The sequence below is a fragment of the Aeromonas taiwanensis genome, from assembly GCF_000820165.1.
GTDB lineage: Bacteria > Pseudomonadota > Gammaproteobacteria > Enterobacterales > Aeromonadaceae > Aeromonas > Aeromonas taiwanensis.
Window position 1 is genome coordinate 1 of record NZ_CDDD01000096.1, and the last position, 26,406, is coordinate 26,406.

Here is a 26,406-nt window from a genome sequence, read left to right on the forward strand (position 1 = left end):
AGCCCAGTAACGACCACCATCTTGAAAAGCCTGCAGCCAGCGGGCTTTTTTGTTGCTGTTTGCCAGTGCTCTCGCCATCGACTGACTTGCCGACGACGGCGTCACTTCCCTCTCCATACCATCTGACTGCGCCATGGAGCCGTGATCCCGCAGCGAGAGAGTTCCCCTAGAGGCAGCCCGGCGTGAGCAAGCCCGGTGCCATCCGGCAATACCTTCGGGCCGGAATGAGAACAGATTGCTCATGCAGGCGTCGAGAGTGGGGCTGAGATGGATTTGCTGATGGGTTTGTGCACGGCTTCTGGTTATAATTTTGGCCTTTCCGAGCGTTGATGGAACAGTCGCAATGAGCAATGCACTGAACAATGTCCCGCCGGTAGTCGAGATGGACTACCCCTTTCCGGCCAAGCCGAAGCCCCTGACCTCCGAGCAGAAGGCGACCCTGATCGCCGAGATCAAGACGCTGCTGCAGGAACGCCAGGCCGTGCTTGTTGCCCACTACTACACGGATCCCGAGATCCAGGCCCTGGCCGAAGCCACCGGCGGCTTCGTCGGCGACTCCCTCGAGATGGCCCGCTTCGGGCGTGACCATGCCGCCCAGACCCTGATCGTGGCCGGGGTGCGCTTCATGGGGGAGACCTCCAAGATACTGAGCCCCCACAAGCGGGTGCTGATGCCGACCCTGGAAGCGGAGTGCTCCCTCGATCTGGGCTGCCCCATCGACCAGTTCTCCGCCTTCTGCGATGCCCACCCCGATCACATTGTGGTGGTCTATGCCAATACCTCGGCGGCGGTGAAGGCGAGAGCCGACTGGGTGGTCACTTCCAGCATCGCCCTGGAGATCGTCGAGCACCTGGACAGCCAGGGCCACAAGATCATCTGGGGACCGGACAGGCACCTCGGCGCCTATATAGAGAAGAAGACCGGGGCCGAGATGCTGCGCTGGCAGGGTCACTGCATCGTGCACGACGAGTTCAAGGCCAAGGCGCTGCGTGAGCTCAAGGCCCAGAACCCTGATGCCGCCGTGCTGGTGCACCCGGAGTCCCCGGCCTCCGTCATCGAACTGGCGGATGCGGTGGGTTCCACCAGCCAGCTCATCAAGGCAGCCAAAGAGCTGCCCCAGCAGAAGCTGATCGTGGCGACCGATCGCGGCATCTTCTACAAGATGCAGCAGGCCTGCCCGGAGAAAGAGATGGTGGAAGCGCCGACCGGCGGTGATGGCGCCACCTGCCGCAGCTGCGCCCACTGCCCCTGGATGGCGATGAACGGTCTGGTGGCGATCAAGGAAGCGCTGACCGACGGCGCCGAGCGTCACGAGATCCATGTGGATGAAGCGCTGCGCCTGAAGGCCCTGATCCCGCTGGACCGCATGCTCAACTTTGCCGCCGAGCTCAGGCTCAAGACCAGTGGCAACGCCTGATCGTCTCCGAGAACAAGATGCAAAGAGGGCTCCTGCGGGAGCCCTCTTTTTTTATGGGATTGTCACACCCATCAGATGATGACGGTGGAGAAGCTGTGCTCCTCGTCCGGCGCCACAGTGACACCGGTCTCGTCGGAGATGGCCGCCTCGACACATAGCATGGTGAGATAGCCATCGTCACTCATGTCGGCCATGGCGCTGGCGCCTTCCAGCCAGGGTGTCCAGACTACCACGCTGTCGTGGTTGCCATTCACCACCCGGGTGGTGCGCTCGCCATCCTGTACGCTGACCATGGCGTCGGGCTGGCGATAGATGCGATCCATGGCCGCCGTCACCCTCAGGGGGCCCTGCTGACGCTCGGTCTGGCCGGTCAGCTTGTCCAGATAAGGTTCGCCCAGACCGGTCACGGCTACCGCGTGCGGCGCGCTGATCTGCAGATAGGTGTGCAGGGCTGCGTTGTAGGTGAGAGGGGCCTTGCCGGTGTTGCGGGTGGTCAGCACCAGGGAGAGCTCCTTGCCTACCAGCACGTCCAGCTCCAGTTCGAAGGCGTGGGGCCAGAGGACGCGGCTGGCATCGCTATCGCGCAGAGACAGGTGGACGAGCGTGCCATCCCCGTGGTCGGAGACGCCATCCAGGGTCCACAGGCTGGTGCGGGCGAAGCCATGGGCGGGCTTGCCGCTGCCGACCCGGGCGGGGGAGGGGCCAAACCAGGGCCAGCAGAGGGGAATACCACCGCGGATGGGCTTGCTGCCATCCAGTATGGCCTTGTCGCTGAGCCAGATGGAGGCGGGCTCGTCATGGCGCTGATAACTCAGTACGTGGGCGCCAAACAGGCTGATCTCGGCCCTGGCGTATTGGTTGTCGATGGTCAGTTGCGGTTGGCCATCCGCACGATGGCTGAGAGTACAGTGAGCGGTCAGAGTGCGTGTCGGTGTCATAAAGAGTCCTGTGCTCGGTAGTTCGGAAGGAATGCCTGGGATTCAGAATACAAAAAAGGCGGCCAATGGCCGCCTTTTTTCACGCTACGCGATTGCGCATCCCAAATTACTTGGAGATGTGAGCGATCAGGTCCAGAACCTTGCTGGAGTAGCCCATTTCGTTGTCGTACCAGGAGACGACTTTCACGAAGGTCTTGTTCAGCTGGATACCAGCCTTGGCATCGAACACGGAGGTCTGACGCTCACCCAGGAAGTCGGTGGAAACCACTTCGTCTTCGGTGTAGCCCAGAACGCCCTTCATGGCGCCTTCGGAGGCAGCCTTCATGGCCTGGCAGATTTCAGCGTAGGAAGCTTCTTTCTTCAGGTTGACGGTCAGGTCAACAACGGACACGTCCGGAGTCGGAACGCGGAAGGCCATGCCGGTCAGCTTGCCGTTCAGTTCCGGGATGACCACGCCAACAGCCTTGGCAGCACCGGTAGAGGACGGGATGATGTTCTGAGCCGCGCCGCGGCCACCGCGCCAGTCTTTGGCAGACGGACCATCAACGGTCTTCTGGGTAGCGGTGGTAGCGTGAACGGTGGTCATCAGGCCGGATTCGATACCGAAGGTATCGTTCAGAACCTTGGCGATCGGGGCCAGGCAGTTGGTGGTGCAGGAAGCGTTGGAAACGATGTCCTGGCCAGCGTAGGAATCCTGGTTAACACCCATGACGAACATCGGAGTGGCGTCTTTGGACGGGCCAGTCAGAACGACTTTCTTGGCGCCGGCAGCGATGTGCTTGCGAGCGGTCTCGTCGGTCAGGAACAGGCCGGTAGCTTCGGCAACAACGTCAACACCGATCTCGCCCCATTTCAGGTTGGCCGGGTCACGTTCAGCGGTAACACGTACGGTTTTGCCGTTAACGACCAGGTTGCCGTCTTTGACTTCAACAGTGCCCTTGAAGCGACCGTGAGTGGAGTCGTATTTCAGCATGTAAGCCATGTAGTCAACGTCGATCAGGTCGTTGATACCAACCACTTCGATGTCAGAACGCTCAGCGGCCAGACGGAATACGAAACGACCGATACGGCCAAAACCGTTAATACCTACTTTGATAGTCATAATTGGTTACCTAACTGTTCAGTAGTCAAAGAAAATTCCGTTTGTAAATTTACTAGAACTCACCTGTGAGTCAACCAACATTCTGCGCGAAATTGCGCTATATCATGAAAAACTGTGAAATTTATTTTCGGTTTATGTAACTGGCTACCAGCTTTTGTTGAATGCATCATCAGCAAAGTGGGGCGCAGAGAACAACAATAGTGCCTGCCCGGTCACACATCCAGCCGGGGAGATATGTAAAAATGTGCCCGGTTTAGCATGGCCAAAGAGCCACTGTTCAAGTACCAACCATAAAAATTAATCACAAAATAGCGTAGACAGAATCCACAGCGGGAATTCTCAAACTATGACCACCCTGATTGAACAGCTGGCTGCCGCCAAAGGCATTGCCAGTGAATATGTCGATGCCTGGGGCCAGTCGGCCCTGGTATCCGAAGAGAGCAAGGCCGCCATGCTGGGCGCCATGGGTTACCGCGTCGATGACGAGGCCGCCCTGACCGAGCAGCTGGAGCAGGAGCATCGCCAGCACTGGCTGCGGCCACTGGATCCCGTGATGGTGGTGCGCAGTGGCGAACCCATCAGCCTTGAAGTCCGTCTGCCCATCGAATTCGTCAACGACGCCCTCCACTGGCAGATCGCGCTGGAGCAAGGCTCCCGGCTGTCCGGCCAGCTGACTCCCATCGAAGGGGAGCTGGTCGGTGTCGCCGAGTTCGAAGAAATGGAGTGCCAGGCCTACCGGGTTGCCCTGGATGTGCAGCCTGCGCTGGGGTATCACCAGTTGCAGCTGCTGGAAGAGGGCAATGACGAACCGCTGGCCTCCATGCGTCTCATCGTCGCCCCCAAGTCCTGCTACAAGCAGGCGCCCATCGCCAACGGCCGCAAGGTGTGGGGTCCGAGTGTGCAGCTTTACTGCCTGCGCAGCCGCCACAACTGGGGCATCGGCGATTTCAGCGATCTCGGCCAGTTGGTGGAGAAAGCCGCCGCCTGGGGTGCCCACTTCGTCGGTCTCAACCCCATTCATGCCCTCTATCCGGCCAACCCGGAGAGTGCCAGCCCCTACAGCCCCTCGTCCCGTCGCTGGCTCAACGTCGCCTATATCGATGTGGAAGCGGTGCCCGAATTCCTGGGCAACGCGCGCCTGAAAGCGGAGGTGGCGAGCCCGGCCTTCCAGCAGCACCTCACCTCCCTGCGGGTGAAGGACAACGTGGACTACACCGGCGTCATCCAGACCAAGATCGGCATGCTGCGCCAGGTGTTTGACGAGGCAAGCTTCAGTGCCGAGCGTCAGGCGGCGTTCGATGCCTTCGTGGCCGCCGGTGGCGACAGCCTGCAGCAGCAGGCCGCCTTCGACGCCCTGCAGGCCCACTTCTATGGCCTGGGCGACAATGCCTGGGGCTGGCCGGTGTGGCCTGAGCCGTTCCGTGACTACCACAACCCGGCCGTTGCCGCCTGGATGGCCGAGCACAGTCAGGACGTGGCGTTCTACCTCTACCTGCAGTTCCTGGCCGACGAACAGCTGGCCCGGGCCGATGCCCGCGCCAAGGCCGCCGGCATGGTGATGGGGATCTACCGGGATCTGGCGGTGGGCGTCTCCGAAGGTTCCACCGAGATCTGGGCGAACCGGGATCTCTACTGCCCGAAAGCATCGGTCGGTGCGCCGCCCGATATTCTCGGCCCGTTGGGTCAGAACTGGGGCCTGCCCCCCATGAACCCGAACCAGCTGTTCGAGGCTGCCTACCAGCCCATGGTGGATCTGTTCCGCGCCAACATGCGTTCCTGCGGTGCGCTGCGTATCGACCACGTGATGGCCTTGCTGCGTCTGTGGTGGGTGCCGCCCGGAGCGTCCGCCGCCAAGGGGGCCTACATCTATTATCCGGTCAACGACCTGCTGGGGATCCTGGCCCTCGAATCCCACCGCAACCAGTGCCTGCTGATCGGCGAGGATCTCGGCACCGTACCGGAAGGGATCGATGTGACCCTCAAGGAGAACGGTGTCCACTCCTACAAGGTGTTCTTCTTCGAACGCTCCAAGGACGATGGCGGTTTCATCTCGCCTGCCCATTACGCCGAGCAGGCGATGTCCGCCCTGACCACCCACGACATGCCGACCCTCAAGGGCTTCTGGCATTGTGACGATCTGGCGCTGGGGCGCGAACTGGGGCTTTACCCCGATGAAGAGGTGCTCAAGACTCTGTATGCTGATCGCCACCAGGCCAAGCAGCGGATCCTTGACAGCCTGCACGGTCATGGGGTCATCTCTGACAATATCAGCCACGACGTGAACTGGGTCGGCATGAACACCGAACTCAACCACGGTCTGCAACTGCACATGTCCCGTGGCAGCTGTGCCCTGTTCAGCACCCAGCTGGAAGACTGGCTGGAGATGGACAAGCCGGTGAACGTGCCGGGCACCAGTTATGAATACCCCAACTGGCGTCGCAAGCTCTCCCGGGATCTGGAGGATATTTTTGCCGATGAGGCGCTCAAGAATCTGGCGGGCAAGATGAGCCGGGCCCGTGACGAGGCCAGCCGTTGAGCCTTAATCGCCAACATGTGACTCACTTTCATCCGCTTCGGCCCAGGCCGAAGCGGATGTTCAGCCATCAAAGGAAATGTCGATGCCCGTTGAACGTTTGGTTGCCGCCCGCTGTGCCGATCCCTTCTCCCATCTAGGCCTGTTGGCCAATCCGGATGGGCCAGGCCTGAAACTCACCGCCTGGTTGCCCGATGCGCTCGAGGTCCGGGTCAGAGACCTCAAGTCCGGCAAGATAGTTGCCACCCTGACCGCCGCTGATGAAGCGGGCCTCTTTGAAACTGTTTTCACCCGCCGCAAGAATCCCTTCCCCTACCAGCTCATCGCCCGCTACGCCGACGCCAGTGTCGACATCATCGATCCCTACCAGTTCCAGGCTGCCGCCTGGGAAGGACTGGCAGAGCTGACCTGGCAACCGGAGAACCTCTACCACACCCTCGGTGCCCAGCTGCGCACCGTTGAACACCTCGGCCAGCAGGTAGAAGGGGTGCGCTTTGCTGTCTATGCGCCGAGCGCCACTGCGGTGAGCCTCATCGGCGACTTCAACTTCTGGGACGGCCGTCGCCACCCCATGCAACGCAGCCAGTGCGGCCACTGGGTGCTGTTCGTGCCGGGCCTGAAGGCGGGGGATCGCTACAAGTTCGAACTCAAAGACCCCATGGGCAACCGGCTGCCCCACAAGAGCGACCCAGTGGGCTTTTACAGTGAACAGTACCCCTCTTTTGCCTCCGTGGTGTACGACCACGATCAGTACCAGTGGCAGGATGCCGACTGGCGCGAGAGCCAGCGCAATGACAAGCGGGAGCAGCCGCTCTCCATCTACGAGCTGCACGTCGGCTCCTGGAAGCGCCACCCCAACGGCGACAGCCTGAACTGGCGCGAGCTGGCGGTGGATCTGGTGAACTACGTCAAGGAGATGGAGTACACCCACATCGAACTGCTGCCGGTCTCCGAGCACCCCTTCACCGGCTCCTGGGGCTACCAGCCGGTGGGCATGTTCTCCCCCACCAGTCGCTACGGCACGGCTGATGATTTCAAATATTTCGTGGATCAGTGCCACCAGGCCGGGATCGGCGTCATCCTGGACTGGGTGCCCGCCCACTTCCCGTCCGATGCCCACGGCCTTGCGCGCTTCGACGGCACGCCGCTGTATGAATACGAGGATCCGCGCCGTGGCTGGCACCCGGACTGGAACTCCTACATCTATGACTTCGGTCGCGACACCGTGCGCCAGTTCCTGGTGGCCAGCGCCCTGTTCTGGCTCGACAAGTTCCACGTGGACGGCCTGCGGGTGGATGCTGTCGCCTCCATGCTCTATCTGGACTATTCGCGCAACGCCGGCGAGTGGGTCCCCAACGTCGATGGTGGCAACCACAACTACGAGGCGATCAGCCTGCTCAAGTGGACCAACGAGGAGGTGTACGGCAAGTATCCCCACGCCATGACCATCGCCGAGGAGTCCACCGCCTTTGCCGGTGTCTCTCGTCCCACCTTCCTGGGGGGCCTGGGGTTCGGCTTCAAGTGGAATATGGGCTGGATGCACGACACCCTCAGCTACATGCAAAAAGAGCCCATCCACCGCCGCTACCACCACAACGACATGACGTTCTCCATGGTGTACCACTATGACGAGAACTTCATTCTGTCCCTCTCCCACGATGAGGTGGTCCACGGCAAGCACTCCCTGCTCTACAAGATGCCCGGCGACGAGTGGCAGCAGGCGGCGAACCTGCGCGCCTACATGGGCTTCATGTATGCCCACCCCGGCAAGAAGCTGAACTTCATGGGGACCGAGATCGCCCAGAGCAACGAGTGGAACCACGATGCCCAGCTGCCCTGGCACCTGCTGCAGTATCCCAAGCACGGCGGTCAGCAGCGGCTGATCCGGGATCTCAACCACCTCTACCGTCATGAAGCTGCCTTGTACGAGGCCGACTATGAGCAGACCGGCTTCCGCTGGCTGGATCACAACGACGCCGACAACAGCATCTTCGCCTGGCTGCGCGCCGACAAGCTGGGGGCTAACCCCCTGGTGGTGGCCTGCAACTTCACCCCGGTGCCGCGCATCGCCTATCGCCTGGGGGTGCCGGCGGCCGGTCACTACCGGGTGGTGCTCAACACCGACAGCGAGCATTACTGGGGCAGCAATTACGATGTAGGTCTGGTTTTCGTCGCCGAGCCGACCCCCTGGCAGGGCATGGCGCACAGCATAGTGCTGGACTTGCCGCCGCTCGCGACCTTGTTCATCAAACAGGAGTCTTGATGTTCACAATGGAAAACGGGGTGGATCACCCGCTGGGCGCCCGTCTCGACGAGACGGGCTGCCATTTCTGTGTCTGGGCTCCCCAATCGGACAAGGTGGAGCTCTGTCTGTTCGACGAGCAGGAGCGCGAGCTGGCCCGACTGGCCTTGCCCGGTCGGCGCGGCCAGTACTGGTTCGGCCATGTGCGCGGCGTCAAGGCCGGTCAGCGCTACGGCTATCGGGTCCATGGCAAGCCCCAGGACGGCCTGCTGTTCGATCCGGACAAGCTGTTGATAGACCCTTATGCCCGGGCCCTCAGCCGCCCCACCCGCTGGGATGACGCCCTCTATCAGGGGGACAGTGCGGCCATGGTGGCCAAATCCGTGGTGGTGGACGATGCCTTCGACTGGCAGGGCGTTGGCAAACCCGGCATTCCGCCCGAGCGGGTCGTGCTCTATGAGGCCCACGTCAAGGGCTTCACCCGCCAGCACCCCGGGATCCCCAAGGCGCTGCAGGGCACCTACCTGGGGATCAGCCATCCGCTGATGATCGAGCACCTGCAGGCGCTGGGGGTCACTTCGGTGCAGCTGATGCCGGTGGCGGCCTTCATGTCCGAGCCCAGGCTCGAGCAGCTCGGCCTCAGCAATTACTGGGGTTACAACCCCGTCGCCTTCTTCGCCCCCGAGCCGCGCTACGGGGCCGAGGAGGCGGTGACCGAATTCAAGACCATGGTGCGCGAGCTGCACCGGGCCGGGCTCGAGGTGATCCTGGACGTGGTCTACAACCACACCGCGGAATCCGGTTTCGATGGCCCCATGCTCTCCTTCAAGGGCTTTGACAACGCGGGCTACTATGCCTTCGAGGCGGGGGCCCACGGCCCGGACTACCACCGCCACGCCAACGTCACCGGCTGCGGCAACAGCGTCAACCTGGATCACCCCAACACCCTGAGGCTGGTGCTCGATGCGTTGCGTTACTGGGTCACCGAGATGCAGGTGGATGGATTCCGCTTCGATCTGGCGGTGACTCTGGCGCGCGAAGCGGGGGAGTTCGACCCCATGAGCGCCTTCTTCAAGGCCATGCTGGCGGATCCCGTGCTGGCGCGGGTCAAGCTCATCGCCGAGCCCTGGGACATCGGCCCCTTCGGCTATCGTCTCGGCCAGTTCCCGAGCCAGTGGCTGGAGATCAATGACCGCTACCGGGACACGGTGCGCGCCTTCTGGCGCGGGGATGCGGGCAAGATGGGGGACTTCGCCACCCGGCTGGTCGGATCGCGGGATCTCTTCCCGAAGAACTGGCGCGCTCCGCACACCAGCGTCAACTACCTCTGCTACCACGACGGCTTCACCCTGGAGGATCTGGTCTCCTACAACCAGCGCCACAACCAGGCCAACGGCGAGGACAACCGGGACGGCCACGGCAACAACCTCTCCAGCAACCACGGGGTGGAGGGGCCGACCCTGGATCCGCGCATCAACAACCTGCGCCAGCAGCAGAAGCGCAACCTGATCGCCACCCTGCTGCTCTCCCAGGGGACGCCGCACTTCCTCGCGGGGGACGAGATGGGGCGCAGCCAGCTCGGCAACAACAACGCCTACTGCCAGGACAACCAGATAAGCTGGGTCAACTGGCAATTGCGCCCGGAGGATGAGCGGCTGCTCGTTTTCACCCAGCAGATGATGGCGCTGCGGGCGGAATCGGGGGTCTTCTCCAACCTGCAGCTGAGTGACGACAGCTGGAACGGTGCCCCCAGTAGCTGCCACCAGGTCAACTGGTACCACCCGGACGGTCACCAGCTCACGGATCAGGACTGGCATGCCCCCATGGGGCAGGCGTTCGCCATGGACATCGGCATGATCGGCTGTGCCGGTGAACGCTGGTGCGTACTGTTCAACGCCAGCGATTACGACATCCAGTTCCGCCTGCCGCCTCCGGGGGAAGGCATGGAGTGGATCCAGACCATAGATACCGCTACCAACGACGGTCTGCCCTTCTTGCCTGACGACATCAAGCGGCAGGTGGCGGTGGGGCGCGCCCACTCCCTCAAGCTGCTCAAGCGGATCGCTCTGCCGGCGGTCGCCCTGGCCAAGGAAGAGGCGACCACCACGGCGGATGTTGCCGCCGTGTTGCCAACGGGATCACAGTTCCCGCTGGCGGGGTAGAGGGAAGCGGCCGGAGTGGGTATGCTGGCCACCGTTATCAGTGGTGAGGAGTCGGAATGAGCAGTAACAACCCCGAACAGTGGCGCGACAAGCTGAGCGCCGAACAGTATCACGTCTGCTGGGAGAAAGGCACGGAGCGTCCCTACAGTGGTGCCCTGCTGCACAACCGCAAGAGTGGCGACTACCTGTGCGTCTGCTGCAAGAGCGTGCTGTTTCACTCGGATGCCAAGTTCGACTCCGGCTGCGGCTGGCCTTCGTTCGACCGGGCCATCGAGGGGACGGTGACCTACACCGAAGACAACAGTCACGGCATGAAGCGGGTGGAGATCACCTGCAGCCAGTGCGGTTCCCACCTCGGCCACGTCTTCCCTGACGGGCCGACCGAGACCGGCCAGCGCTACTGCGTGAACAGCCTGAGTCTGGACTTCGATCCCGACGCCTGAGGTTTTGCCCGGCATAGAGACAACAACGGCGCCCCTGCCAGCAGGGGCGCCGTTTTCGTTGTGGCCGTATTCAGACCTGCAGCAGGGCGGCCCCCGCCAACAGGCCGGCGAGGATCAGGATGGGCAGTTTCTGCACGCGCAGCAGGTAGAAGCCGAGGGCGGCCAGCGCCAGATCGGTGGGGGCCAGCACGGCGCTCAGCCACACCGGCTGATAGAGGGCGGCCAGCAGCAACCCCACCACGGCGGCGTTGATCCCGGTCACCGCCCCCGCCAGCCTGGGGCTGGCCAGCCAGCTCTGCCAGCAGGGCCCGAGGGCCCACAGCAGCAGGAACCCCGGCAGGAAGAGCGCCAGGGTGGCGAGCAGGGCCCCGGCCAGGGGCGTGGTGGGCAGCAATTGGGCGCCGAGGTAGGTGGCCAGGGTGAACATGGGGCCCGGCACCAGCTGGGCCAGCCCGTAACCGGTCAGAAACTGTTGCTGGTTGAGGGCGTGTCCCACGCTCTCCTGCAGCAGGGGCAGCACCACGTGGCCACCGCCAAACACCAGGCTGCCCGCCCGATAGAAGTCGGCGGCCAGCTGGCCGAGGGGGCCACCCAGCAGCGGCAGGCCGAGGAACAGCAGGGCGAACAGCAGCAGGGTGGGCCAGTGGGGTTGGCGCCGCGCGCCGGCCTGTGCAGCGGCCCCGCGCCCTTCCTGCCGGGCGCAGATGAGGGCCGCCCCCGCCAGCATGACGAGCTGGGTCAGGAGGCCGGGTTGCCACCAGAGGGCGGCGGCGGTGACCACCATGATCCCCTGTTGCAGCCCCGTCTTGCAGAACTGGCGGCTCATGGTGAGCACGGCATCGGCCACCACGATGAGCGCCAGCAGCTTGAGGCCGTGCAGGGCGGCATCCAGCCAGACATTGGCGCCCAGATAGCCCACGCCGATGGCGGCGGCCAGCAGCAGCAGGAAGGAGGGGAGGGTGAAGCCGACGAAGGCGGCCAGGGCGCCGCCGAACCCGGCGCGGTGGCGGCCGATGGCGAAGCCAAGCTGGCTGGAGGCGGGGCCGGGCAACAGCTGGCACAGGGCCAGCAACTGGGCGAACTCGGCCTGGGTCAGCCAGCGCAGGCGCTCGACGAAGGTGCGCTGAAAATAGCCGATATGGGCTGCGGGCCCGCCAAAGCTGACACACCCCAGCCACAGAAACTGAATAAACACCTGCCCCACGCCACCACTCCTGTCTCGTTATCAAAGGCTCTGCCGGGATGATATGACAAAGGGATGAACCTGTTATGACTATTCGGGCTATCCCGTTTGCACAGTGTGTCGCCCCGCGAACGATGGCTTATGGGGTGGGCTGGCTCGGTGTTGGCAGATAACAGCGGTCAGCCAGCCAGCAGGCGATGGACTGGCGACTGGCATCGAAATGAGGTTCGGGCAGGACCTCGGGGTCGCACCAGACCCAGCCCTCACACTTCTCCGGCTCCAGCAGTTGCGGCTCCCCTTCCACCTCGGCCAGCAGGGTGACAGAGACGTAGTGCAGGCCGCTCTCGCGCCAGGTTTCCAGGTTGTTGGTGACGGCGATGACGCGGGGATGGTGGATGACGAAGCCCGTCTCCTCGGCCACTTCCCGGATGGCCGCCGACTCGAAGGTCTCCCCCAGCTCCAGATGGCCGCCGGCGATGGACCAGTAGGGGGCATGGCTTCCCTTGCGCTTGCCGAGCAGCACCTGGCCCTGGCGGTTGGTGAGGATGACGCCGACCCCGACGCGGGGATAGGGAGTAGACATGGGGACGCTCCTGGCTGTGGTTGTACGACGAGGGGGATCCTGGCGCTGCACGATGGCTCCACCCAAAAAAACGGGCCCACCTTAGGACGGATAAGGGCGTTTCGCAAGCAATGGCCCCGGGGATCTTGATTGTCCACCACCCATCCGGATGGGGGGCTGGTGGGCCAACTGTCTTGCGTGCAAATTATTCAGCCCTCACTGCTCATGGGGTATACTACCCCCAGTCGTCAGCGGGGTGCCCCATGAGTGAATTGAAAAAGCAGGTCTGTTTTGCCCTCTACAGCGCCTCCAATGCGGTGATGCGGGCCTATCGGCCACTGCTGGACAAGCTGGACCTGACCTATACCCAGTACCTGGTGATGCTCGCGCTCTGGGCCCGGGACGACGTGAGCCTCAAGGAGATTGGCCAGGAGACCGGGCTGGATGCGGGTACCCTGACCCCCATCGTCAAACGTCTGGAAACCAAGGGGTGGCTGACCCGCACCGTCTCCCGCGAGGACGAGCGGCAAAAATGCATCCGCCTGACCGAGGCGGGGCGCCAGCTGCAACAGGAGGTCAGGGCCTGCTGCCTGGGGGACAGCTTGCGCAACCAGGTGGATCTGGCCGATGCTGAGCTGGCCCAGCTCAAGCAGCTCTGCGATCGCGTATCGGCTCAGCTGGGGCGCTGATCCCTTTTCCTGTCTGGAGTCATCTGATGAAGATCATGATCCCCCTGTTTGCACTTCTGCTGGGCGCCTGTGCCGGCACCGGCAAGGGCCCCTCCGAACTGCGCATCGACGATGCCGATGCCTGGCAGGCCGTCTGCAAGGATGGCGTTCGCGTCAGGGCCATCACCGACGAGGGTATTTGTGCGGCGCATCGCGGCGTGGCCATGTGGATGAATAAACCAAGGGCCGTGCGGATGGCAGAAGAAGCGGCCAAATAGTGTGATCAAGACGCCATAAAATGACAAAGCCGACCCTGGGGTCGGTTTTTTTTCGCGATCTCGCCAGCACTTTGGTGCCTTGTTCATGGTGCGCTCATTGTTCTCTTCCCATACTGGCCCTCAAGTGCCAAACGAAAAGGAGAGAGAGATGCAGTCATCCATCGTGGGGCTCTCCATTCTGTGGGGACTGGCCAGTTTTGGCGTGCAGGGGGATTTCATCGAGAGTCGCGAGACCGTGGTCCCGTCCTGGCAAGCCGAGTCCAGAGTGGAGATGGAAGGATATTTGATCGCGTCCCTGGGGGCGGATCGCTGGGTGTTCGACAACGGCAGCGAGAGCCTGGAGATCGCCCTGCCCAAAGGGCAGTGGGTCTCCACCGGCGAGCGCCTGCGCTTGAGTGGCGAACCCCTGCAGGAGCAGAATGGCTGGTTGCTGCAGGTGCAGGACGTCAGCCCCGTCGAGGCCTGACAGCGGGCTCTCGGCGCCAGAGACGACAAAGAGGAGGCCATGGCCTCCTCTTGCATTTTGTGTCTGTCAGCCTAGGTGCCGGGCCCTCAGCCCAGGTGATTGAGGGGCAGGGCCGTCTTGTGCTTGATGCGGCGCAGCACGAAGCTCGAGCGCACCCCGGTCACCCCGGAGATGTGGGTCAGCTTGTCCAGCAGGAAGTGCTGGTAGTGTTCCATGTCCCGCACCACCACCTTGAGCTGGTAGTCGGCGTCGTTGCCGGTGATGAGGTCGCACTCCAGCACCTCGGGCAGATCCTTGACGGCCCGATCGAAGTTCTCGAAGCGCTCCGGTGTGTGCCTGTCCATGGAGATATGGATGTAGGCGGTGAGGGTGAGCCCCAGCTGACGGGCGTTGAGCAGGGTCACATGGGTGTCGATGAGACCGGCATCCTCCAGCGCCTTGACCCGGCGCGAGCAGGGGGAGGGGGAGAGGCCGACCAGCTCGGCCAGCTCCAGGTTGCTGATGCGGCCATTCTCCTGCATCAACTCCAGAATATGCCTGTCTATACGATCAAGTTTCAGCATTCTCCGTTCCTCGTTGCAATTACTAATCCACTTTTCCTAGATTAAGGGTGAACTATTGCAAAAACAACTGAAAATACCTGCTACTTCACAACCACTCACCGCATGACCGGGGGTACTATGGTGTCATCTTCCGGTGGCAAGACAGATGCCCAACCCGGCGCCTGTGGTGAAGGACCTTACCGGGTCACCAACCCCATCAGCCGTTCGACCCAACCGGGAAGCGACGGGCTGGAACGAGAGCACCCTCTCCCCGAAGGCAACAAAGCAGGCATCCCGGCGCCTGCTTTGTTGTTTTTGCTGCCCGCTCACTCAGGGCTGCGGCGGCCGGATGCGATAGAGGCAGCGCCTGTCCCCGTCCAGCAGATACTGCTCCCGTTCCACCTCGGCCGGCGCCAGCAGCGCGCGGAACATCGCCAGCTCACTGCGACAGAAGCCCCGGCAGGCCCTGGCCGCGCTGCAGATGGGACAGTGGCTCTCCCACCACAGCCAGCTGCCGTCCTCCTCCTGTGACATGTCTGCCATATAGCCCTCCAGGCTGCGCATCACCTTGAGCTCCGCGAGCCTATCCGCCAGTGCCGGCTGGGTCAATCTGGCCTGATAGCGGTGCAGCATCTGCTGCTCCCGTCGGGCAATGAGCTGCTCCATGCCCTCCTCACCAAACAACTGCCTGACGTCGTCGATCAGTTGCAGAGTCAGCTCGCCGTGAGTGTCGGGGAAGCGTTGCCAGGCCTGCTCTGTGAGCTGCCACAGGCGTACCGGACGGCCACGGCCGCGGGCCTCGTCGCTGAAACTCACCCAGCCTTCGGACTCCAGGGTCATCAGATGCTGGCGCGCCCCCATGGAGGTCATCTGCAGCTGCTCCCCGAGCGCGGCTGCGCTCTGGGGGCCCCGGGTCTTCAGGAGGTGGAGGATCTTGTCGGTGCTGGCGTTCATGGAATGACTCTGGTTGTGGAGATCGGGTCTGAGAGGCCCGGCTAGGGTCATTATGGGCAGGGGCCCCATTTAAATCAACGATATGCTTTACTTAATGCCCGAGTCCTTACAATATAAATAAACAAATAACTTTATTTAATGAGGCTGACATGGAAGGGATCAAGGGACAGGCGACCCTCTGGGTGCTGGTCATGACGGTGACGCTGGCGGTGGCGGGATTCAGCCTGCCGTCCCCCGTGCTGGCACCGCTGATGCTGGATCCGGCCCAGGGCATGCTGACGCCGGAAGCGTCGGACTGGAGCCGCAAGGTGTGGCTCGGTGTCATCATGGGGCTGTACCCGCTGTTTCAACTGCTGGGGGCCCCCTGGCTCGGCAAGCTGTCGGATCGGCATGGCCGCAAGCCGGTGCTGACCCTCTGCCTGGTGGGCGTGCTGGCGGGGTATGTGCTGATGGCGCTGGGGATCGCCTGGCGTTCCCTGCCGTTGTTGCTGCTGAGCCGGGTGGTGGAGGGTTTCTTCAACGGCGACATCGCCATCGTGCAGGCCATGGCGGCAGACATGAGCACGGCGAAAACCAAGGCGCGCAACTTTGCCCGCATCAACATCGGCATGAATCTGGGCTGGGTGCTGGGCCCCATGATAGGGGGCTATGCGGCCGTGGTGTCGGGGGATTACAGCCTGGCGGCCTGGCTGGCGGTGGGGATGACGGTGATCAACCTGCTGCTGGTGCTCTGGCTGCTGCCAAATCGCCCCCCTCTGTCGGCGACCCGGGATGAGGTTCCCCTCACGACCCGCCAGCTGCTGCTGCAACCTCGCCTCCTGCCCTACTTCGCGCTGACCCTGGCAAGCTACGGGGCGGTGCAGCTCTACTTCACCTATTTCAACGTCTGGCTGGTGGAGCGGCTCGCCTGGGATCCGGTGCAGCTGGCCCAGGCCGCCGTGCTGGTGAGCGTGCCCATGATGCTGGGTTCCTGGATCGGGGAGCAGCTGGCACGCCACTGGCGCGGCAGCTCCCTTGGCATCGTCGGCCACCTGGTGATGGCGGCGGGCATGCTGATGTTCATCCTGCCGACCCAGTGGTGGGGGCTGGCGCTCACCTTCATCCCGGCCGGCATCGGCATGAGCCTGGGGGAGCTCGCCACCTCGGTGGCCGTCTCCAACCGCAGTGATGCCAGCCAGCAGGGGCAGGCGATGGGGATCTATCGCGGCCTGGCGGTGGGCAGCGAGATCCTGGCGGTGGTGCTGGGCAGCCTGGTGTTGCTGGCGGGCACCGAGTGGCCCTTCTACCTGGCGACGCTCTGCGGTGTGCTCTGTGCCCTCGGCTTTTATGGCCTGCGCCGGCGGGCGGACAGGAGAGAGGCCGTCACCGGGTGCGCGGAGGCTGGCTGATCCCGACGCGGCGGGATCACAGATTGGCGCCGGGGCGGCAGCCCGGGCTTGCATCGCGGCGCCGAGTCTGGGACGGTATGACTTCTTGCTCCGATTTACCCCGTCGCCCGGCGACCGCTTTCTCCATCATGCGCCCCGCGATGCCCACTCTTTGGAGGTGATATGAGTCGTTTTCAGGCCATTGCACTGGAAGCGGGACAGTATGGTACCCCAGCCGTTTCGACACGCTTGGAGGTGATATGAGCCGTTATCAGGCCATTGCACTGGAAGCGGGACAGTATGGTACCCCAGCCGTTTCGACACTCTCGGAGGTGATATGAGTCAATATCAGGCCATTGCTCTGGATATGGATGGCACTCTGCTGACCCGGGATCACAAGATCTCGTCTGCCACCCGGGCCGCCCTGGCCCAGGCCCGGGCTCACGGCATCAAGGTACTGCTGGTGACCGGCCGTCACTTCATGACGGCGCGCCCCTTCCACCACGAACTGGCCCTCGAGACCCCCATCATCTGCAGCAACGGCGCCTACCTCTATGATCCGGCGCAGGAGAGGATCCTCGCCGGGGATCCCCTGGCGGTGGCGCCGCTCACCGCCCTGCTGGCCGAGGTGCAGTCCCAGGAGATGGGGGCGCTCTTCCATCTGGGGGACGGCATCGGCTACCTCGGCTGCGAGGAGCACGTGGGCCGGATGCGGCGCTGGTCCGCGAACCAGCCGGATCACCTCAAGGTCTCCCTGTTGCCGGCCCAGGATATCGACGCCTGGCTGCAACACCCCATCTGGAAGCTGGAGCTGTTCCACCAGGATCCCGGTCGGCTGCACCGTTTCGTGGGGGAGGTAGTGCAGGGGTTGCCCTTCACCCAGGACTGGGCTGCCCCCTATGCGGTGGAGCTGGTGCAACCCGGCTGCAGCAAGGGCAACCGGCTGGCCCAGTGGGCGGCGAGCGAAGGGATTGCGATGGAGGACGTGGTGGCGTTTGGTGACAACAACAACGACATCAGCATGTTCGAACAGGTGGGGCTGGCGGTGGCCATGGGCAACGCGGCACCCCAGATCCAGGCCCATGCCGACCGGGTCACCGCCGACCACAACGAGGATGGCATCGCGCTGGCGCTGCAGCGCTGGGTCCTGCCCGCCTGAGGGGAAGAAACAGACAGCGGCAGAAACAGAAAGGGGCCATATCGGCCCCTTTCTGTTTGTCAGCTCCCGAAGGAGAACTGGATCACCCGATCCGGGAAGCGGATGCGGTTGTACTCCCGGCGCACTCCCTCGTAATGGCGAATGGCGCGCTCGCGCTGGGCACGGTAGTAGTCGCGCTGCTTGCTGTCGCTCTCGCTGCGGATCTGCTGATCGAACTGGTAGATGCTTCGCTCGGTGCGATCCAGCTCCTGTTGCAGTTCGGAGAGACGCTGCTCCAGCAGGTACTCCTTGCGACCGCGCTCGAACTGGGTGAGGAAGCTGGTGTCATTGGGGCAGACCCCCAGGTATTCGCTTCCCCCCCGCCCCTTGGTGTAGGCGAGCTCGGGGATGCAGTAGAGCTCCAGCCCCTTGGCGTAGCCGCGCTGCCACTCCGCCTCGTCCACCCTGAGGCCGTACTCCCCGCAGGTTTTCTTGTAATCGCCGGTGGCGGCCCGGGTCTTGCCCTGCTCCCCGTCCTGATAGCCCTGGTTGTACCAGCTCATGGCACGGCACTCCTCCTCCGACAGGGCGCTGCATCCGGCGAGCAGCAAGGGGAGGGTCAACAGCAGGATCTTGGGGGACATGAAGGGGCTCCGAGAGTAAGGGTGGAGAGGCATTCTAGAAGAGGAGGCCTGCCCGGGACAAGGGGCGGGCTGCCAGGCGGTGTCATGATGTTTTTGTCAGTATTTTCAAACCGTTGCGAATGGACTGTCGGCAACCTTTTCTTGCCGGGGGAGGCAGGGTAAACTGCGCCTACTTTTAACTGGCATGTAACAAAAAAACAATGAAAGTCCTGACCGTCGATTACCGCTCCCCCGACGCGGCCGAGCGTTTCACCGAATCCCTGCGGACCACGGGGTTCGGGGTGCTGACCAATCACCCCATCCCGAAAGAACTCGTGCAGTCCATCTATGACAACTGGTATCGCTTCTTCATGAGCGAGCAGAAGCAGGATTTCCTGTTCAACCGCGAGACCCAGGACGGCTACTTCCCGCCCTCGGTGTCCGAGGTGGCCAAGGGTCATAGCCAGAAGGACATCAAGGAGTACTTCCACATCTACCCCTGGGGCCAGATGCCGGAAGAGCTGAAGGCGCAGGCGATGGAGTACTACCGCCTCGCCAACGGTCTGGCCGCCGAGCTGCTGGGCTGGGTGGAGCAGTACACCCCGGGCGACATCGCCGCCCACTACAGCTGCCCGCTCTCTTCCATGATTGAAGAGAGTCAGAAGACCCTGCTGCGGGTGCTGCACTACCCGCCGTTCGACGGTACCGAGGAGCCGGGTGCCATCCGCGCCGCCGCCCACGAAGACATCAACCTGCTGACCATTCTGCCCGCCGCCAACGAACCTGGCCTGCAGGTGAAGGGGTCCGATGGCGAGTGGATGGATGTGCCCTGCGATTTTGGCACCCTCATCATCAACATCGGTGACATGCTGCAGGAGGCCTCCCGCGGCTACTACCCCTCCACCACCCACCGCGTCATCAACCCGACCGGGGGCAGTGCCGCCAAGTCGCGCATCTCCCTGCCGCTCTTCCTGCACCCCCGTCCGGATGTGGTGCTCTCGGAGCGCCACACCGCCCACAGCTATCTGATGGAGCGGTTGCGGGAGCTGGGGGTCATCTAATCCCGCCAGACCCAGGCAGACAACAAACCGGAGCATCCCCGCTCCGGTTTTTATTTTGTGGCACGATTGGTGGTTTATCCGAATTTTATTGGTTAATGATGCCAAGAAATGAGTTTTATATCGGATATACGCCGAGTGATTGCGTGCCCGCGGGCGTACTCTGAGCGCCATTTCGGGCCTCGCTGGCAGGCCCCTCGCGTGGAGTTCTTATGAAGCAGTCCCAATGGTCATCCCGGCTCGGTTACATCCTGGCCGCCGCAGGTTCCGCGGTCGGTCTCGGCGCCATCTGGAAGTTCCCCTATGTGACCGCCGCCAACGGTGGCGGCGCCTTCCTGCTGGTCTTTCTGCTGTTCAGCTTTACCCTGGGGGTAGCGGTACTGATGGGGGAGACCCTGATCGGCAGCCTGACCCGGCGCGGGGTGGTGGGGGCCTTTGGCGAACTGATGGGCACGCGCTGGCGCTGGGTCGGCGCCATGGGCTTGCTGTGCAGCCTGCTCATCTTCTGTTTCTACAGCGTGGTGGGGGGCTGGACCCTGGGATACACGGGCATGGCCCTGGCGGGCGAGCTGCAGCACGGCGACGGCGCGGCACTGACCGCCCGTTTCAACGACTACGTCGGTGATCCCCTCTGGCCTGTGCTGACCCACCTGCTGTTTGCCGGATTGACCTGGTGGTTCGTGCGGGGCGGCGTGCAGCAAGGGGTGGAGCGCACCCTGCGCTGGATGATGCCGGCCCTCTTCATCATGATCCTGCTGCTGGTGGCGTTCGGCCTCACCCTGCCCAACGCCATGGCCGGGGTGCGCCACTTCCTGATGCCCGACTTCAGCAAGCTCGGCATGTCAGGTGTGCTGGACGCCATGGGGCTGGCCTTCTTCTCCCTCTCCATCGGTCTTGGCATCCACACCACCTACGGCGCCTACCTGCCCTCCAGCGAGGGGGTCGGCCGCTCCAGCCTTTGGGTGGTGTTGCTGGCGAGCGTCATCGCCGTGCTGGCGGGGCTGATGATCTTCCCGGTACTGGCGGCGACCGGCATCGATCCCGCCTCGGGTCCGGGCCTCACCTTCATGACCATGCCGGCGGTGTTCCAGCAACTGCCCTTCGGCCAGGGGCTGGCGGTGGTGTTCTTCTCCCTGCTGGTGGTGGCGGCACTCTCCTCCTCCATCTCCCTGCTGGAGCATTTGCAGTGCTTCCTGTGCGAGAGCCTGGGCTGGTCGCGCCGTGCGGCATGCACCTTCGTCATCGCCCTGGTGATGGCGGGCGGCATCCCGGTCAGTCTGTCGTTCGGTCCCTGGGCCACCCTGACCCTGTTTGGCAAGAACATCTTCGAGCTGCTGGATTTCATCACCTCCAATCTGATGATGCCGCTGTTCGGGCTGGCCCTGACGCTGCTGCTGGGCTGGCAGCTCGGTCGCCGGGCGCTGCCCGCCGGGCTGGCACCGCACTGGCGGACTCTGCTGATGGGCTGCTGGCGCTGGCTGGCCCCCCTGCTCATCGGCGGCATCCTGGTGCGCGGGCTGGTGTAAGGCTGGGCAAGTGGCGGGCCCGGAGCCCGCCATCAGGGCATCTCCGGGGGATTGCGCCAGACCGGGCATGTCTCCTGCGGGATTGACACTATATAAAAGTCTGTAAAATAGAGAATATTCGAAGTATTCGTCAGGAATATCTTTGTTTTTTGTTTTTATATTCCATTTTTAGTGCCTTTATTGACGAATAACTGTCAACTTCTCTTGCCATGGTTTAGGCTGTGGCCCCTTTTCCCGTGCAGGCGGCGCGTATCATGTCACCCCTCATCGCCCTCTTTGGCCGATTTTTACGCTCGCAAGAGAGGTGACCTTGCACGTGCCGTTTGTCTGAATGCCCATTGCAAAGGTCGCCGCCAGGCGGCCTTTTTTGTTGTGACGCAGAGCGCGTCTACCCATGGAGTATCGATGTGATGTTGTCTTGCCCGGAGGTTGTATGAGCCAGGTTCAGTGGTCTTCCCGTCTCGGTCATGTGCTGGCTGCCGCCGGCTCGGCGATCGGTCTTGGCGCCATCTGGAAGTTTCCCTATGTGACCGCCACCAATGGCGGTGGTGCCTTCCTGCTGGTGTTTCTGCTGTTCAGCTTCACTCTGGGGGTGGCGGTGCTGGTGGGGGAGACCCTGCTCGGCAGCCGCAGCCAGCGCGGGGTGCTTGGCGCCTTCCACAAGCTGGTAGGGCCGAACTGGCGCTGGATGGGTTACATGGGGATCCTGTGCGGCTTCTTCATCTACAGCTTCTACAGCGTGGTGGGGGGCTGGACCGTGGGGTACGCGGCCCTGGCCATCGGTGGCGAGCTCAACCTCGGTGAGGCGAGCGCCCTCACCGCGCTCTTTACCGGTTACGTGAGCGATCCCCTCTGGCCGGCCATCACCCACCTCATCTTCGCCGGGCTCACCTGGTGGTTCGTGCAGGGGGGCCTGCAGAAGGGGGTGGAGCGGGCGCTGCGCTGGATGATGCCGGCCCTGTTCGTGATGATGCTGCTGCTGGTGGTGACCGGTCTCTCCATGCCGGGGGCCATGGCCGGGGTGCGCCAGTTCCTGCTGCCCGACTTCAGCCAGCTCACCGGCCAGGGGGTGCTCGATGCCCTGGGGCTGGCCTTCTTCTCCCTCTCCATTGGCCTGGGGGTACACACCACCTACGGCGCCTACCTGCCGAACAGTGAGGGCGTGCTGCGCTCCGGGGTCTGGGTGGTGACGCTGGCGAGCCTCATCTCTGTATTGGCGGGGCTGATGATCTTCCCGGTGCTCGCCTCCACCGGCATCGATCCGACCGCCGGCCCCGGCCTCACCTTCATGACCATGCCGGCGGTGTTCAACCACCTGCCGTTCGGGCAGGGGCTGGCGGTGGTCTTCTTCCTGTTGCTGCTGGTGGCGGCGCTCTCCTCCTCCATCTCCATGCTGGAGCACCTGGTGCGCTTCACCACCGAGGAGTGGGGCTGGTCGCGCCGCAGTGCCTGCCGGGTGCTGACCCTGCTGATCATGGCCTGTGGCATCCCGGTCAGTCTGTCGTTCGGCCCCTGGGCCGAGTACACCCTGTTCGGCAAGACCCTGTTCGATCTGCTGGACTACCTCACCTCCAACCTGATGATGCCGATGTTCGGCCTAGTGTTGACCCTGCTGCTGGGCTGGCGGCTCGGGGACAGCATGGTGCCGGCGGATCTCTCGCCGGGGCTGCGCCTGGCCCTGCTCTGGTGCTGGCGTCTGGTGGCGCCGCTGCTGATCGCCGGGATCCTGGTGCGCGGTCTGCTGTGATCCGGGGCCGCATAACGGAGACCTTGTCCCTTGCGCGGTGTGTTGCTTATTCAGATAGACAAGAGGGGTTGGCCTGGGCCAACCCCTCTTCTGTTCTGGCGGGTTATTGCAGGCCAGGGCCCCTGGCGGAGAAGGGGCAGTCGCGCTGCAGGATGAGGCGGCTGCCCGGCTGGTCCTCTCCCTGCCAGGCGAGCTCTAGCTGACCGAGGCGACCGAGGTGGCGCAGCTCGAACTCGTAGCGCAGGCAGGGCTCGTCGAGGGGCAGGCTGGTCATGCCGGCCGGCAGGCGGTAGTCGTAGCGCAGCAGGGGGCCGTCCTGCAGCCGGCTCTGCACGGGCACCAGCCCTTCCGCCGTCGGGGCGGGGGCCTGGAGGTGGCGGCGCAGGGTCACAGGCGCATCTATGGCTTTCTGGTAGTGCAGCCCGTTCATGGCCGCCAGCTCCTCCTCCAGCCGCGTCAGCTCCCCCTCCAGACCGCTCAGGGCTGCTCCCAGCTGTTGATGGGCGGGGGAGGCGCAGCCTCCCAGCAACAGGGTGACAAGCAGCAGGGCGGGGCGGATGGCAGACATGTTCACTCCTTGGGGCCGGGTCGATGACTATAGCAGGGGATTGGTGGGCGGCGTGGCGCGCAGCAGGCTGGCGAGCCGCTCCAGCCCTTCCGCGACGCGGGCGTCGGTGGCGGGCTGGCTCAGGCTCAGGCGCACCCCCTGGGGGGCGGCGAACTGGCCGGCGGCGAAGTGTTCTCCGCTCGCCACCCCGACGTCAAGGGTGTTGGCGGCCTCGGCGAACTCCTGGCTGCGCCAGGGCTCCGGCAGCGGCAACCAGGCGTGCATGGAGCCCGCCTGCCAGCGGGCTCCCGGCAAGAGATGGCGTAGCAGCTCGCCGCGACGTGCCAGGATCTGCCGCTGCTGCTCGACCAATGGCATGATCTGGCGCTGGCTCACCAGCTTGCAGGCCAGCTCGATGAGGAGCGGGCTCACCATCCAGCTCGACAGTCGCATCGCCTGGGCGAAGGCGCCGCGCAAGTGGGGCGGGGTCAGCACGAAGCCGACCCGCAGACCGCCGCAGGCGATCTTGGCCAGGCTGCCGAGGTAGATGACCCGCTCCGGCGCCAGGTTGACCAGGGGCGTCACCGGCTGCTGGGGCAGCAGGCCGTTGACGTCATCCTCGATGATGAGCAGGTCGTGGCGACGGGCGATGGCGACGATGGCCTCCCGCCGCGCCCGGCTCATGGTGGCGGTGGTGGGGTTCTGCAGGGTGGGGGTCAGGTAGAGCAGCTTGGCGCGACGGGTGCGGCAGGCCGCCTCCAGCGCCTCGGGCAACAGTCCCTCCTCGTCCATCGCCAGCCCCACCACCTGGTTCTTCAGCTGGCGCGCATTGCCCAGCATGCCGGGGTAGCTGAGCCCCTCGCAGAAGAGGGTCTCCCCCACGCAGCCGGTGGCCAGCAGGGCCAGCATGATGCCGTGCTGGGCACCGTGACTGAACAGCAGGTACTCCTCGCGGCCCGCCACCCCCTGCTCGGCCAGCCAGTCGATGAACAGCTGGCGCTGGGCGGGCTGGCCCGCCTCCTTGTCGTAGCCGAGCAGGGCGTTGAGATCCCCGTCCGCCACTTCCGCCAGCATGGGGCGGATGATGGCGGCCCGGTCCAGCTGCACCGGCAGGTTCTGCCACAGCTCGATGCGGTGCCCCTCCTCCTTGCGGATCACCCAGGCGTTGGCCGGATCCTCGCTCTCTCCCTTGACCCAGGTGCCGTGCCCCACCCGGGCGGCCAGCAGGCCGCGCCGCTCCGCCTCGCCATAGGCGCGGGTGACGGTGCCGACGGTGACCCCCAGCTTGTCCGCCAGCGCCCTGTGGGTGGGCAGTCGAGTCTCGGGCGGCAGGGTGCCGTCCTGAATGGCCTGCTCGATGGCCTTCACCAGCTTGAGGTAGAGGGGGCCGGCGAAGGGGGTGAGGTCCGGAGTCCAGATTGTCATGGTGACAATAAATCCATTGATCGAAGTGTATCGGCAATATAGCGTGAATTCAGACCGAATAACAATCAAGTACGGCACATTGTATCGATACAATGTGGCGATTCAGGAGTACAAGAAGATGACGATCGAATGGTATGCCACCCTGTTTGGCTTTGCTCTGCTCACCTGCGGCACACCAGGCCCCAACAATCTCATGCTGACCGCGTCCGGCGCGAACTTCGGGGTGCGCCGCACCCTGCCCCACCTCATCGGGGTGGCCGTGGGCCAGCCCGTGCTGCAACTGGTGCTGGCGCTGGGCTTCTATCCGTTGTTCGAGCGCTGGCCCCTGCTCAAGCTCAGCCTGCAGGTGCTGGGCAGCCTCTATCTGCTCTGGCTGGCCTGGCGCATCGCCGTGGCCGGGGCTCCCGGTGATCCGGCCAGCCGTGCCCGCCCGCTGACCCTGCTGGAGGGGCTGGGGTTCCAGTTCCTCAATCCCAAGGCCTGGATGATGGGGATCTCCGCCATCAGTCTGTTCAGTCTGCCGGGGAGTGACTACTGGCCCAGCATGTGGGGCATCATGGCCGTCTTCCCCATGGCGGGATTGCCGGTCTGCTTTGCCTGGGTGGTGTTCGGTCATCAGCTCAGCCGCTGGATCAACTCGGACAAGGGGTGGCGCCGGCTCAATGGCAGCCTGGGGGCGCTCACCGCCCTCTGTGTGGTGATGCTCTGGTATTGATGCCTGCCTGACTATTCATGCAAAGAAAATGCATTGCCGGCCTTGTCGTCAGGGCGCCGGCTCTGCATATTAGGAGGCTTGCCGTATCTGAAAGAGGTTGAGATGGATCTGAACTGGTTGCTTCCCCTGGCAGGCTTTGCCCTCATCACCTGTGGCACGCCGGGCCCCAACAACATGCTGCTCACCAGTGCCGGGGCCGCCCAGGGATTTCGCCGCAGCGTGCCCCTGCTGGTGGGGGTGGTGGGAGGCATCAACCTGATGATCCTGGCCACGGCCCTGGGGCTCGGAGTGGTGTTCGAGCAGGTGCCGCTGCTGCATGACGGCCTCAAGCTGGTGGGCTCGGCCTACCTGCTCTGGCTGGCCTGGAAGGTGGCCAACGCCAGTGGCCCGGCGGAGGGCAACCGGCCGCTCATCCCGGCCCATCAGGGGGCCATGCTGCAGCTGCTCAACCCCAAGGCCTGGATGATGGCGCTCTCCGCCATCAGCGGCTTCACCCTGGCGGGGGAGTCCTACTGGCCGTCTGCCGGCTGGGTGCTCGGCATCTTCTTCGTGACCGGCCTCTATACCGGCGCCTTCTGGGTGTTGTTCGGTGCCCAGGTGCGCCGTCTCATCCGTACCGCCAGGGGCTGGCGTCGTTTCAATCTGGGCATGGGGCTCGCCACCGCGGCCTGCGTGCTGATGATCTGGGTTTAGGCCTCGGCCTGAGCCTTTACCGGCTGTCTTGTTGGCCCTTCGGGGCCTTTTTTTATGCCGTCGGCGGTGCACCATGA

General features: G+C 63.8%; 24 protein-coding genes. 15 read left to right on the forward strand and 9 right to left on the reverse strand.

The window, feature by feature from the left end:
• Window positions 1-343 precede the first annotated feature (343 nt).
• Window positions 344-1,417 (forward strand): quinolinate synthase NadA, encoded by a 1,074-nt coding sequence (gene nadA / locus BN1136_RS16385; RefSeq protein ID WP_043764280.1) that lies wholly within the window; start codon window positions 344-346, stop codon window positions 1,415-1,417.
• A gap of 71 nt (window positions 1,418-1,488) precedes the next feature.
• On the opposite strand, the gene BN1136_RS16390 is transcribed toward nadA, so the two are convergent.
• Together BN1136_RS16390 and gap are read right to left on the reverse strand one after the other, a co-directional pair.
• The gene (locus tag BN1136_RS16390; RefSeq protein ID WP_043808924.1) at window positions 1,489-2,355 is read right to left on the reverse strand and encodes a D-hexose-6-phosphate mutarotase; all 867 of its coding nucleotides are present in this window, start codon (window positions 2,353-2,355) and stop codon (window positions 1,489-1,491) included.
• A 106-nt stretch (window positions 2,356-2,461) separates the two neighbouring features.
• On the reverse strand, window positions 2,462-3,457 hold the full coding sequence (gene gap / locus BN1136_RS16395) for a type I glyceraldehyde-3-phosphate dehydrogenase (protein WP_043757940.1): 996 nt from the start codon (window positions 3,455-3,457) through the stop codon (window positions 2,462-2,464).
• A 346-nt stretch (window positions 3,458-3,803) separates the two neighbouring features.
• Here gap and malQ point away from each other — a divergent pair, with 346 nt between their 5' ends.
• The 4 genes from malQ (at window position 3,804) to msrB (ending at window position 10,837) form a co-directional block, all read left to right on the forward strand.
• On the forward strand, window positions 3,804-5,993 hold the full coding sequence (gene malQ / locus BN1136_RS16400) for a 4-alpha-glucanotransferase (RefSeq protein WP_043757943.1): 2,190 nt from the start codon (window positions 3,804-3,806) through the stop codon (window positions 5,991-5,993).
• 82 nt (window positions 5,994-6,075) lie between these two features.
• Window positions 6,076-8,253 (forward strand): 1,4-alpha-glucan branching protein GlgB, encoded by a 2,178-nt coding sequence (glgB, locus tag BN1136_RS16405; RefSeq protein ID WP_043757946.1) that lies wholly within the window; start codon window positions 6,076-6,078, stop codon window positions 8,251-8,253.
• Window positions 8,253-10,394, forward strand: coding sequence for a glycogen debranching protein GlgX (gene glgX, locus BN1136_RS16410; protein WP_043757953.1), 2,142 nt, complete (start codon window positions 8,253-8,255; stop codon window positions 10,392-10,394). The genes glgB and glgX overlap by 1 nt, the downstream gene beginning before the upstream one ends.
• A 56-nt stretch (window positions 10,395-10,450) precedes the next feature.
• The gene (gene msrB, locus BN1136_RS16415) at window positions 10,451-10,837 is read left to right on the forward strand and encodes a peptide-methionine (R)-S-oxide reductase MsrB (RefSeq protein ID WP_043757956.1); all 387 of its coding nucleotides are present in this window, start codon (window positions 10,451-10,453) and stop codon (window positions 10,835-10,837) included.
• Between the two features lie 70 nt (window positions 10,838-10,907).
• Here msrB and chrA read toward each other — a convergent pair whose 3' ends face one another.
• Both chrA and BN1136_RS16425 read right to left on the reverse strand, forming a co-directional pair.
• Window positions 10,908-12,041, reverse strand: a complete 1,134-nt coding sequence (gene chrA, locus BN1136_RS16420) for a chromate efflux transporter (protein ID WP_043757958.1) — start codon at window positions 12,039-12,041, stop codon at window positions 10,908-10,910.
• A 118-nt stretch (window positions 12,042-12,159) separates the two neighbouring features.
• The gene (locus BN1136_RS16425) at window positions 12,160-12,603 is read right to left on the reverse strand and encodes a nucleotide triphosphate diphosphatase NUDT15 (RefSeq protein ID WP_043757959.1); all 444 of its coding nucleotides are present in this window, start codon (window positions 12,601-12,603) and stop codon (window positions 12,160-12,162) included.
• Between the two features lie 242 nt (window positions 12,604-12,845).
• On the opposite strand from BN1136_RS16425, the gene BN1136_RS16430 reads away from it, so the two are divergent.
• The 3 genes from BN1136_RS16430 to BN1136_RS16440 all read left to right on the forward strand — a co-directional run bounded on the left by BN1136_RS16430 (window position 12,846) and on the right by BN1136_RS16440 (window position 13,994).
• A complete protein-coding gene (locus BN1136_RS16430; protein ID WP_043757962.1) occupies window positions 12,846-13,271 on the forward strand; it encodes a MarR family winged helix-turn-helix transcriptional regulator in 426 nt (141 codons plus the stop codon).
• 26 nt (window positions 13,272-13,297) lie between these two features.
• Window positions 13,298-13,528: a hypothetical protein gene (locus tag BN1136_RS16435; RefSeq protein WP_043757966.1), complete on the forward strand. Its 231-nt coding sequence runs from the start codon at window positions 13,298-13,300 to the stop codon at window positions 13,526-13,528.
• Window positions 13,529-13,676: 148 nt separating this feature from the next.
• Window positions 13,677-13,994, forward strand: coding sequence for a hypothetical protein (locus BN1136_RS16440; RefSeq protein WP_043808926.1), 318 nt, complete (start codon window positions 13,677-13,679; stop codon window positions 13,992-13,994).
• A gap of 86 nt (window positions 13,995-14,080) precedes the next feature.
• On the opposite strand, the gene BN1136_RS16445 is transcribed toward BN1136_RS16440, so the two are convergent.
• Window positions 14,081-14,557 carry an Lrp/AsnC family transcriptional regulator gene (locus BN1136_RS16445; RefSeq protein WP_010672894.1) on the reverse strand — a complete coding sequence of 159 codons (477 nt, stop codon included), beginning with the start codon at window positions 14,555-14,557 and terminating at the stop codon, window positions 14,081-14,083.
• Window positions 14,558-14,866: 309 nt separating this feature from the next.
• Entirely contained in the window at window positions 14,867-15,490 is a 624-nt protein-coding gene (locus BN1136_RS16450; RefSeq protein ID WP_043757978.1) for a helix-turn-helix transcriptional regulator, read from the reverse strand.
• 149 nt (window positions 15,491-15,639) lie between these two features.
• Here BN1136_RS16450 and BN1136_RS16455 point away from each other — a divergent pair, with 149 nt between their 5' ends.
• Both BN1136_RS16455 and BN1136_RS16460 read left to right on the forward strand, forming a co-directional pair.
• Window positions 15,640-16,878, forward strand: a complete 1,239-nt coding sequence (locus BN1136_RS16455) for an MFS transporter (protein WP_043757981.1) — start codon at window positions 15,640-15,642, stop codon at window positions 16,876-16,878.
• A 316-nt stretch (window positions 16,879-17,194) separates the two neighbouring features.
• Window positions 17,195-18,016 carry a Cof-type HAD-IIB family hydrolase gene (locus tag BN1136_RS16460; RefSeq protein WP_043757984.1) on the forward strand — a complete coding sequence of 274 codons (822 nt, stop codon included), beginning with the start codon at window positions 17,195-17,197 and terminating at the stop codon, window positions 18,014-18,016.
• Window positions 18,017-18,075: 59 nt separating this feature from the next.
• Here the strand turns inward: BN1136_RS16460 and BN1136_RS16465 are convergent, their stop codons facing one another.
• Window positions 18,076-18,639: a DUF2799 domain-containing protein gene (locus BN1136_RS16465; protein WP_043757987.1), complete on the reverse strand. Its 564-nt coding sequence runs from the start codon at window positions 18,637-18,639 to the stop codon at window positions 18,076-18,078.
• A gap of 200 nt (window positions 18,640-18,839) precedes the next feature.
• On the opposite strand from BN1136_RS16465, the gene BN1136_RS16470 reads away from it, so the two are divergent.
• The 3 genes from BN1136_RS16470 to BN1136_RS16480 all read left to right on the forward strand — a co-directional run bounded on the left by BN1136_RS16470 (window position 18,840) and on the right by BN1136_RS16480 (window position 22,949).
• Entirely contained in the window at window positions 18,840-19,679 is an 840-nt protein-coding gene (locus tag BN1136_RS16470; protein WP_043757990.1) for an isopenicillin N synthase family dioxygenase, read from the forward strand.
• Window positions 19,680-19,888: 209 nt separating this feature from the next.
• Window positions 19,889-21,202, forward strand: coding sequence for a sodium-dependent transporter (locus BN1136_RS16475; protein WP_043757994.1), 1,314 nt, complete (start codon window positions 19,889-19,891; stop codon window positions 21,200-21,202).
• 433 nt (window positions 21,203-21,635) lie between these two features.
• Window positions 21,636-22,949 (forward strand): sodium-dependent transporter, encoded by a 1,314-nt coding sequence (locus tag BN1136_RS16480; protein WP_043757998.1) that lies wholly within the window; start codon window positions 21,636-21,638, stop codon window positions 22,947-22,949.
• Between the two features lie 103 nt (window positions 22,950-23,052).
• Here the strand turns inward: BN1136_RS16480 and BN1136_RS16485 are convergent, their stop codons facing one another.
• Window positions 23,053-23,517: a hypothetical protein gene (locus BN1136_RS16485; RefSeq protein WP_043758001.1), complete on the reverse strand. Its 465-nt coding sequence runs from the start codon at window positions 23,515-23,517 to the stop codon at window positions 23,053-23,055.
• Between the two features lie 27 nt (window positions 23,518-23,544).
• Window positions 23,545-24,921 (reverse strand): aminotransferase-like domain-containing protein, encoded by a 1,377-nt coding sequence (locus BN1136_RS16490; RefSeq protein ID WP_043758006.1) that lies wholly within the window; start codon window positions 24,919-24,921, stop codon window positions 23,545-23,547.
• 118 nt (window positions 24,922-25,039) lie between these two features.
• On the opposite strand from BN1136_RS16490, the gene BN1136_RS16495 reads away from it, so the two are divergent.
• A complete protein-coding gene (locus tag BN1136_RS16495) occupies window positions 25,040-25,636 on the forward strand; it encodes a LysE family translocator (protein ID WP_043758009.1) in 597 nt (198 codons plus the stop codon).
• A 102-nt stretch (window positions 25,637-25,738) separates the two neighbouring features.
• Window positions 25,739-26,329 carry a LysE family translocator gene (locus tag BN1136_RS16500; RefSeq protein ID WP_043758011.1) on the forward strand — a complete coding sequence of 197 codons (591 nt, stop codon included), beginning with the start codon at window positions 25,739-25,741 and terminating at the stop codon, window positions 26,327-26,329.
• Window positions 26,330-26,406 lie beyond the last annotated feature (77 nt).

Bases quoted from the DNA above. Each gene is read 5' to 3' on its own strand.
- msrB (WP_043757956.1), top strand. From the start codon at position 10,451: ATGAGCAGTAACAACCCCGAACAGTGGCGCGACAAGCTGAGCGCCGAA.
- BN1136_RS16425 (WP_043757959.1), bottom strand. From the start codon at position 12,603: ATGTCTACTCCCTATCCCCGCGTCGGGGTCGGCGTCATCCTCACCAAC.
- BN1136_RS16455 (WP_043757981.1), top strand. From the start codon at position 15,640: ATGGAAGGGATCAAGGGACAGGCGACCCTCTGGGTGCTGGTCATGACG.
- BN1136_RS16450 (WP_043757978.1), bottom strand. From the start codon at position 15,490: ATGAACGCCAGCACCGACAAGATCCTCCACCTCCTGAAGACCCGGGGC.
- BN1136_RS16500 (WP_043758011.1), top strand. From the start codon at position 25,739: ATGGATCTGAACTGGTTGCTTCCCCTGGCAGGCTTTGCCCTCATCACC.
- BN1136_RS16435 (WP_043757966.1), top strand. From the start codon at position 13,298: ATGAAGATCATGATCCCCCTGTTTGCACTTCTGCTGGGCGCCTGTGCC.
- glgX (WP_043757953.1), top strand. From the start codon at position 8,253: ATGTTCACAATGGAAAACGGGGTGGATCACCCGCTGGGCGCCCGTCTC.
- BN1136_RS16440 (WP_043808926.1), top strand. From the start codon at position 13,677: ATGCAGTCATCCATCGTGGGGCTCTCCATTCTGTGGGGACTGGCCAGT.
- BN1136_RS16480 (WP_043757998.1), top strand. From the start codon at position 21,636: ATGAGCCAGGTTCAGTGGTCTTCCCGTCTCGGTCATGTGCTGGCTGCC.
- BN1136_RS16430 (WP_043757962.1), top strand. From the start codon at position 12,846: ATGAGTGAATTGAAAAAGCAGGTCTGTTTTGCCCTCTACAGCGCCTCC.
- BN1136_RS16390 (WP_043808924.1), bottom strand. From the start codon at position 2,355: ATGACACCGACACGCACTCTGACCGCTCACTGTACTCTCAGCCATCGT.
- glgB (WP_043757946.1), top strand. From the start codon at position 6,076: ATGCCCGTTGAACGTTTGGTTGCCGCCCGCTGTGCCGATCCCTTCTCC.
- malQ (WP_043757943.1), top strand. From the start codon at position 3,804: ATGACCACCCTGATTGAACAGCTGGCTGCCGCCAAAGGCATTGCCAGT.
- BN1136_RS16445 (WP_010672894.1), bottom strand. From the start codon at position 14,557: ATGCTGAAACTTGATCGTATAGACAGGCATATTCTGGAGTTGATGCAG.
- BN1136_RS16490 (WP_043758006.1), bottom strand. From the start codon at position 24,921: ATGACAATCTGGACTCCGGACCTCACCCCCTTCGCCGGCCCCCTCTAC.
- BN1136_RS16470 (WP_043757990.1), top strand. From the start codon at position 18,840: ATGAAAGTCCTGACCGTCGATTACCGCTCCCCCGACGCGGCCGAGCGT.
- BN1136_RS16465 (WP_043757987.1), bottom strand. From the start codon at position 18,639: ATGTCCCCCAAGATCCTGCTGTTGACCCTCCCCTTGCTGCTCGCCGGA.
- BN1136_RS16475 (WP_043757994.1), top strand. From the start codon at position 19,889: ATGAAGCAGTCCCAATGGTCATCCCGGCTCGGTTACATCCTGGCCGCC.
- gap (WP_043757940.1), bottom strand. From the start codon at position 3,457: ATGACTATCAAAGTAGGTATTAACGGTTTTGGCCGTATCGGTCGTTTC.
- BN1136_RS16460 (WP_043757984.1), top strand. From the start codon at position 17,195: ATGAGTCAATATCAGGCCATTGCTCTGGATATGGATGGCACTCTGCTG.
- BN1136_RS16495 (WP_043758009.1), top strand. From the start codon at position 25,040: ATGACGATCGAATGGTATGCCACCCTGTTTGGCTTTGCTCTGCTCACC.
- nadA (WP_043764280.1), top strand. From the start codon at position 344: ATGAGCAATGCACTGAACAATGTCCCGCCGGTAGTCGAGATGGACTAC.
- BN1136_RS16485 (WP_043758001.1), bottom strand. From the start codon at position 23,517: ATGTCTGCCATCCGCCCCGCCCTGCTGCTTGTCACCCTGTTGCTGGGA.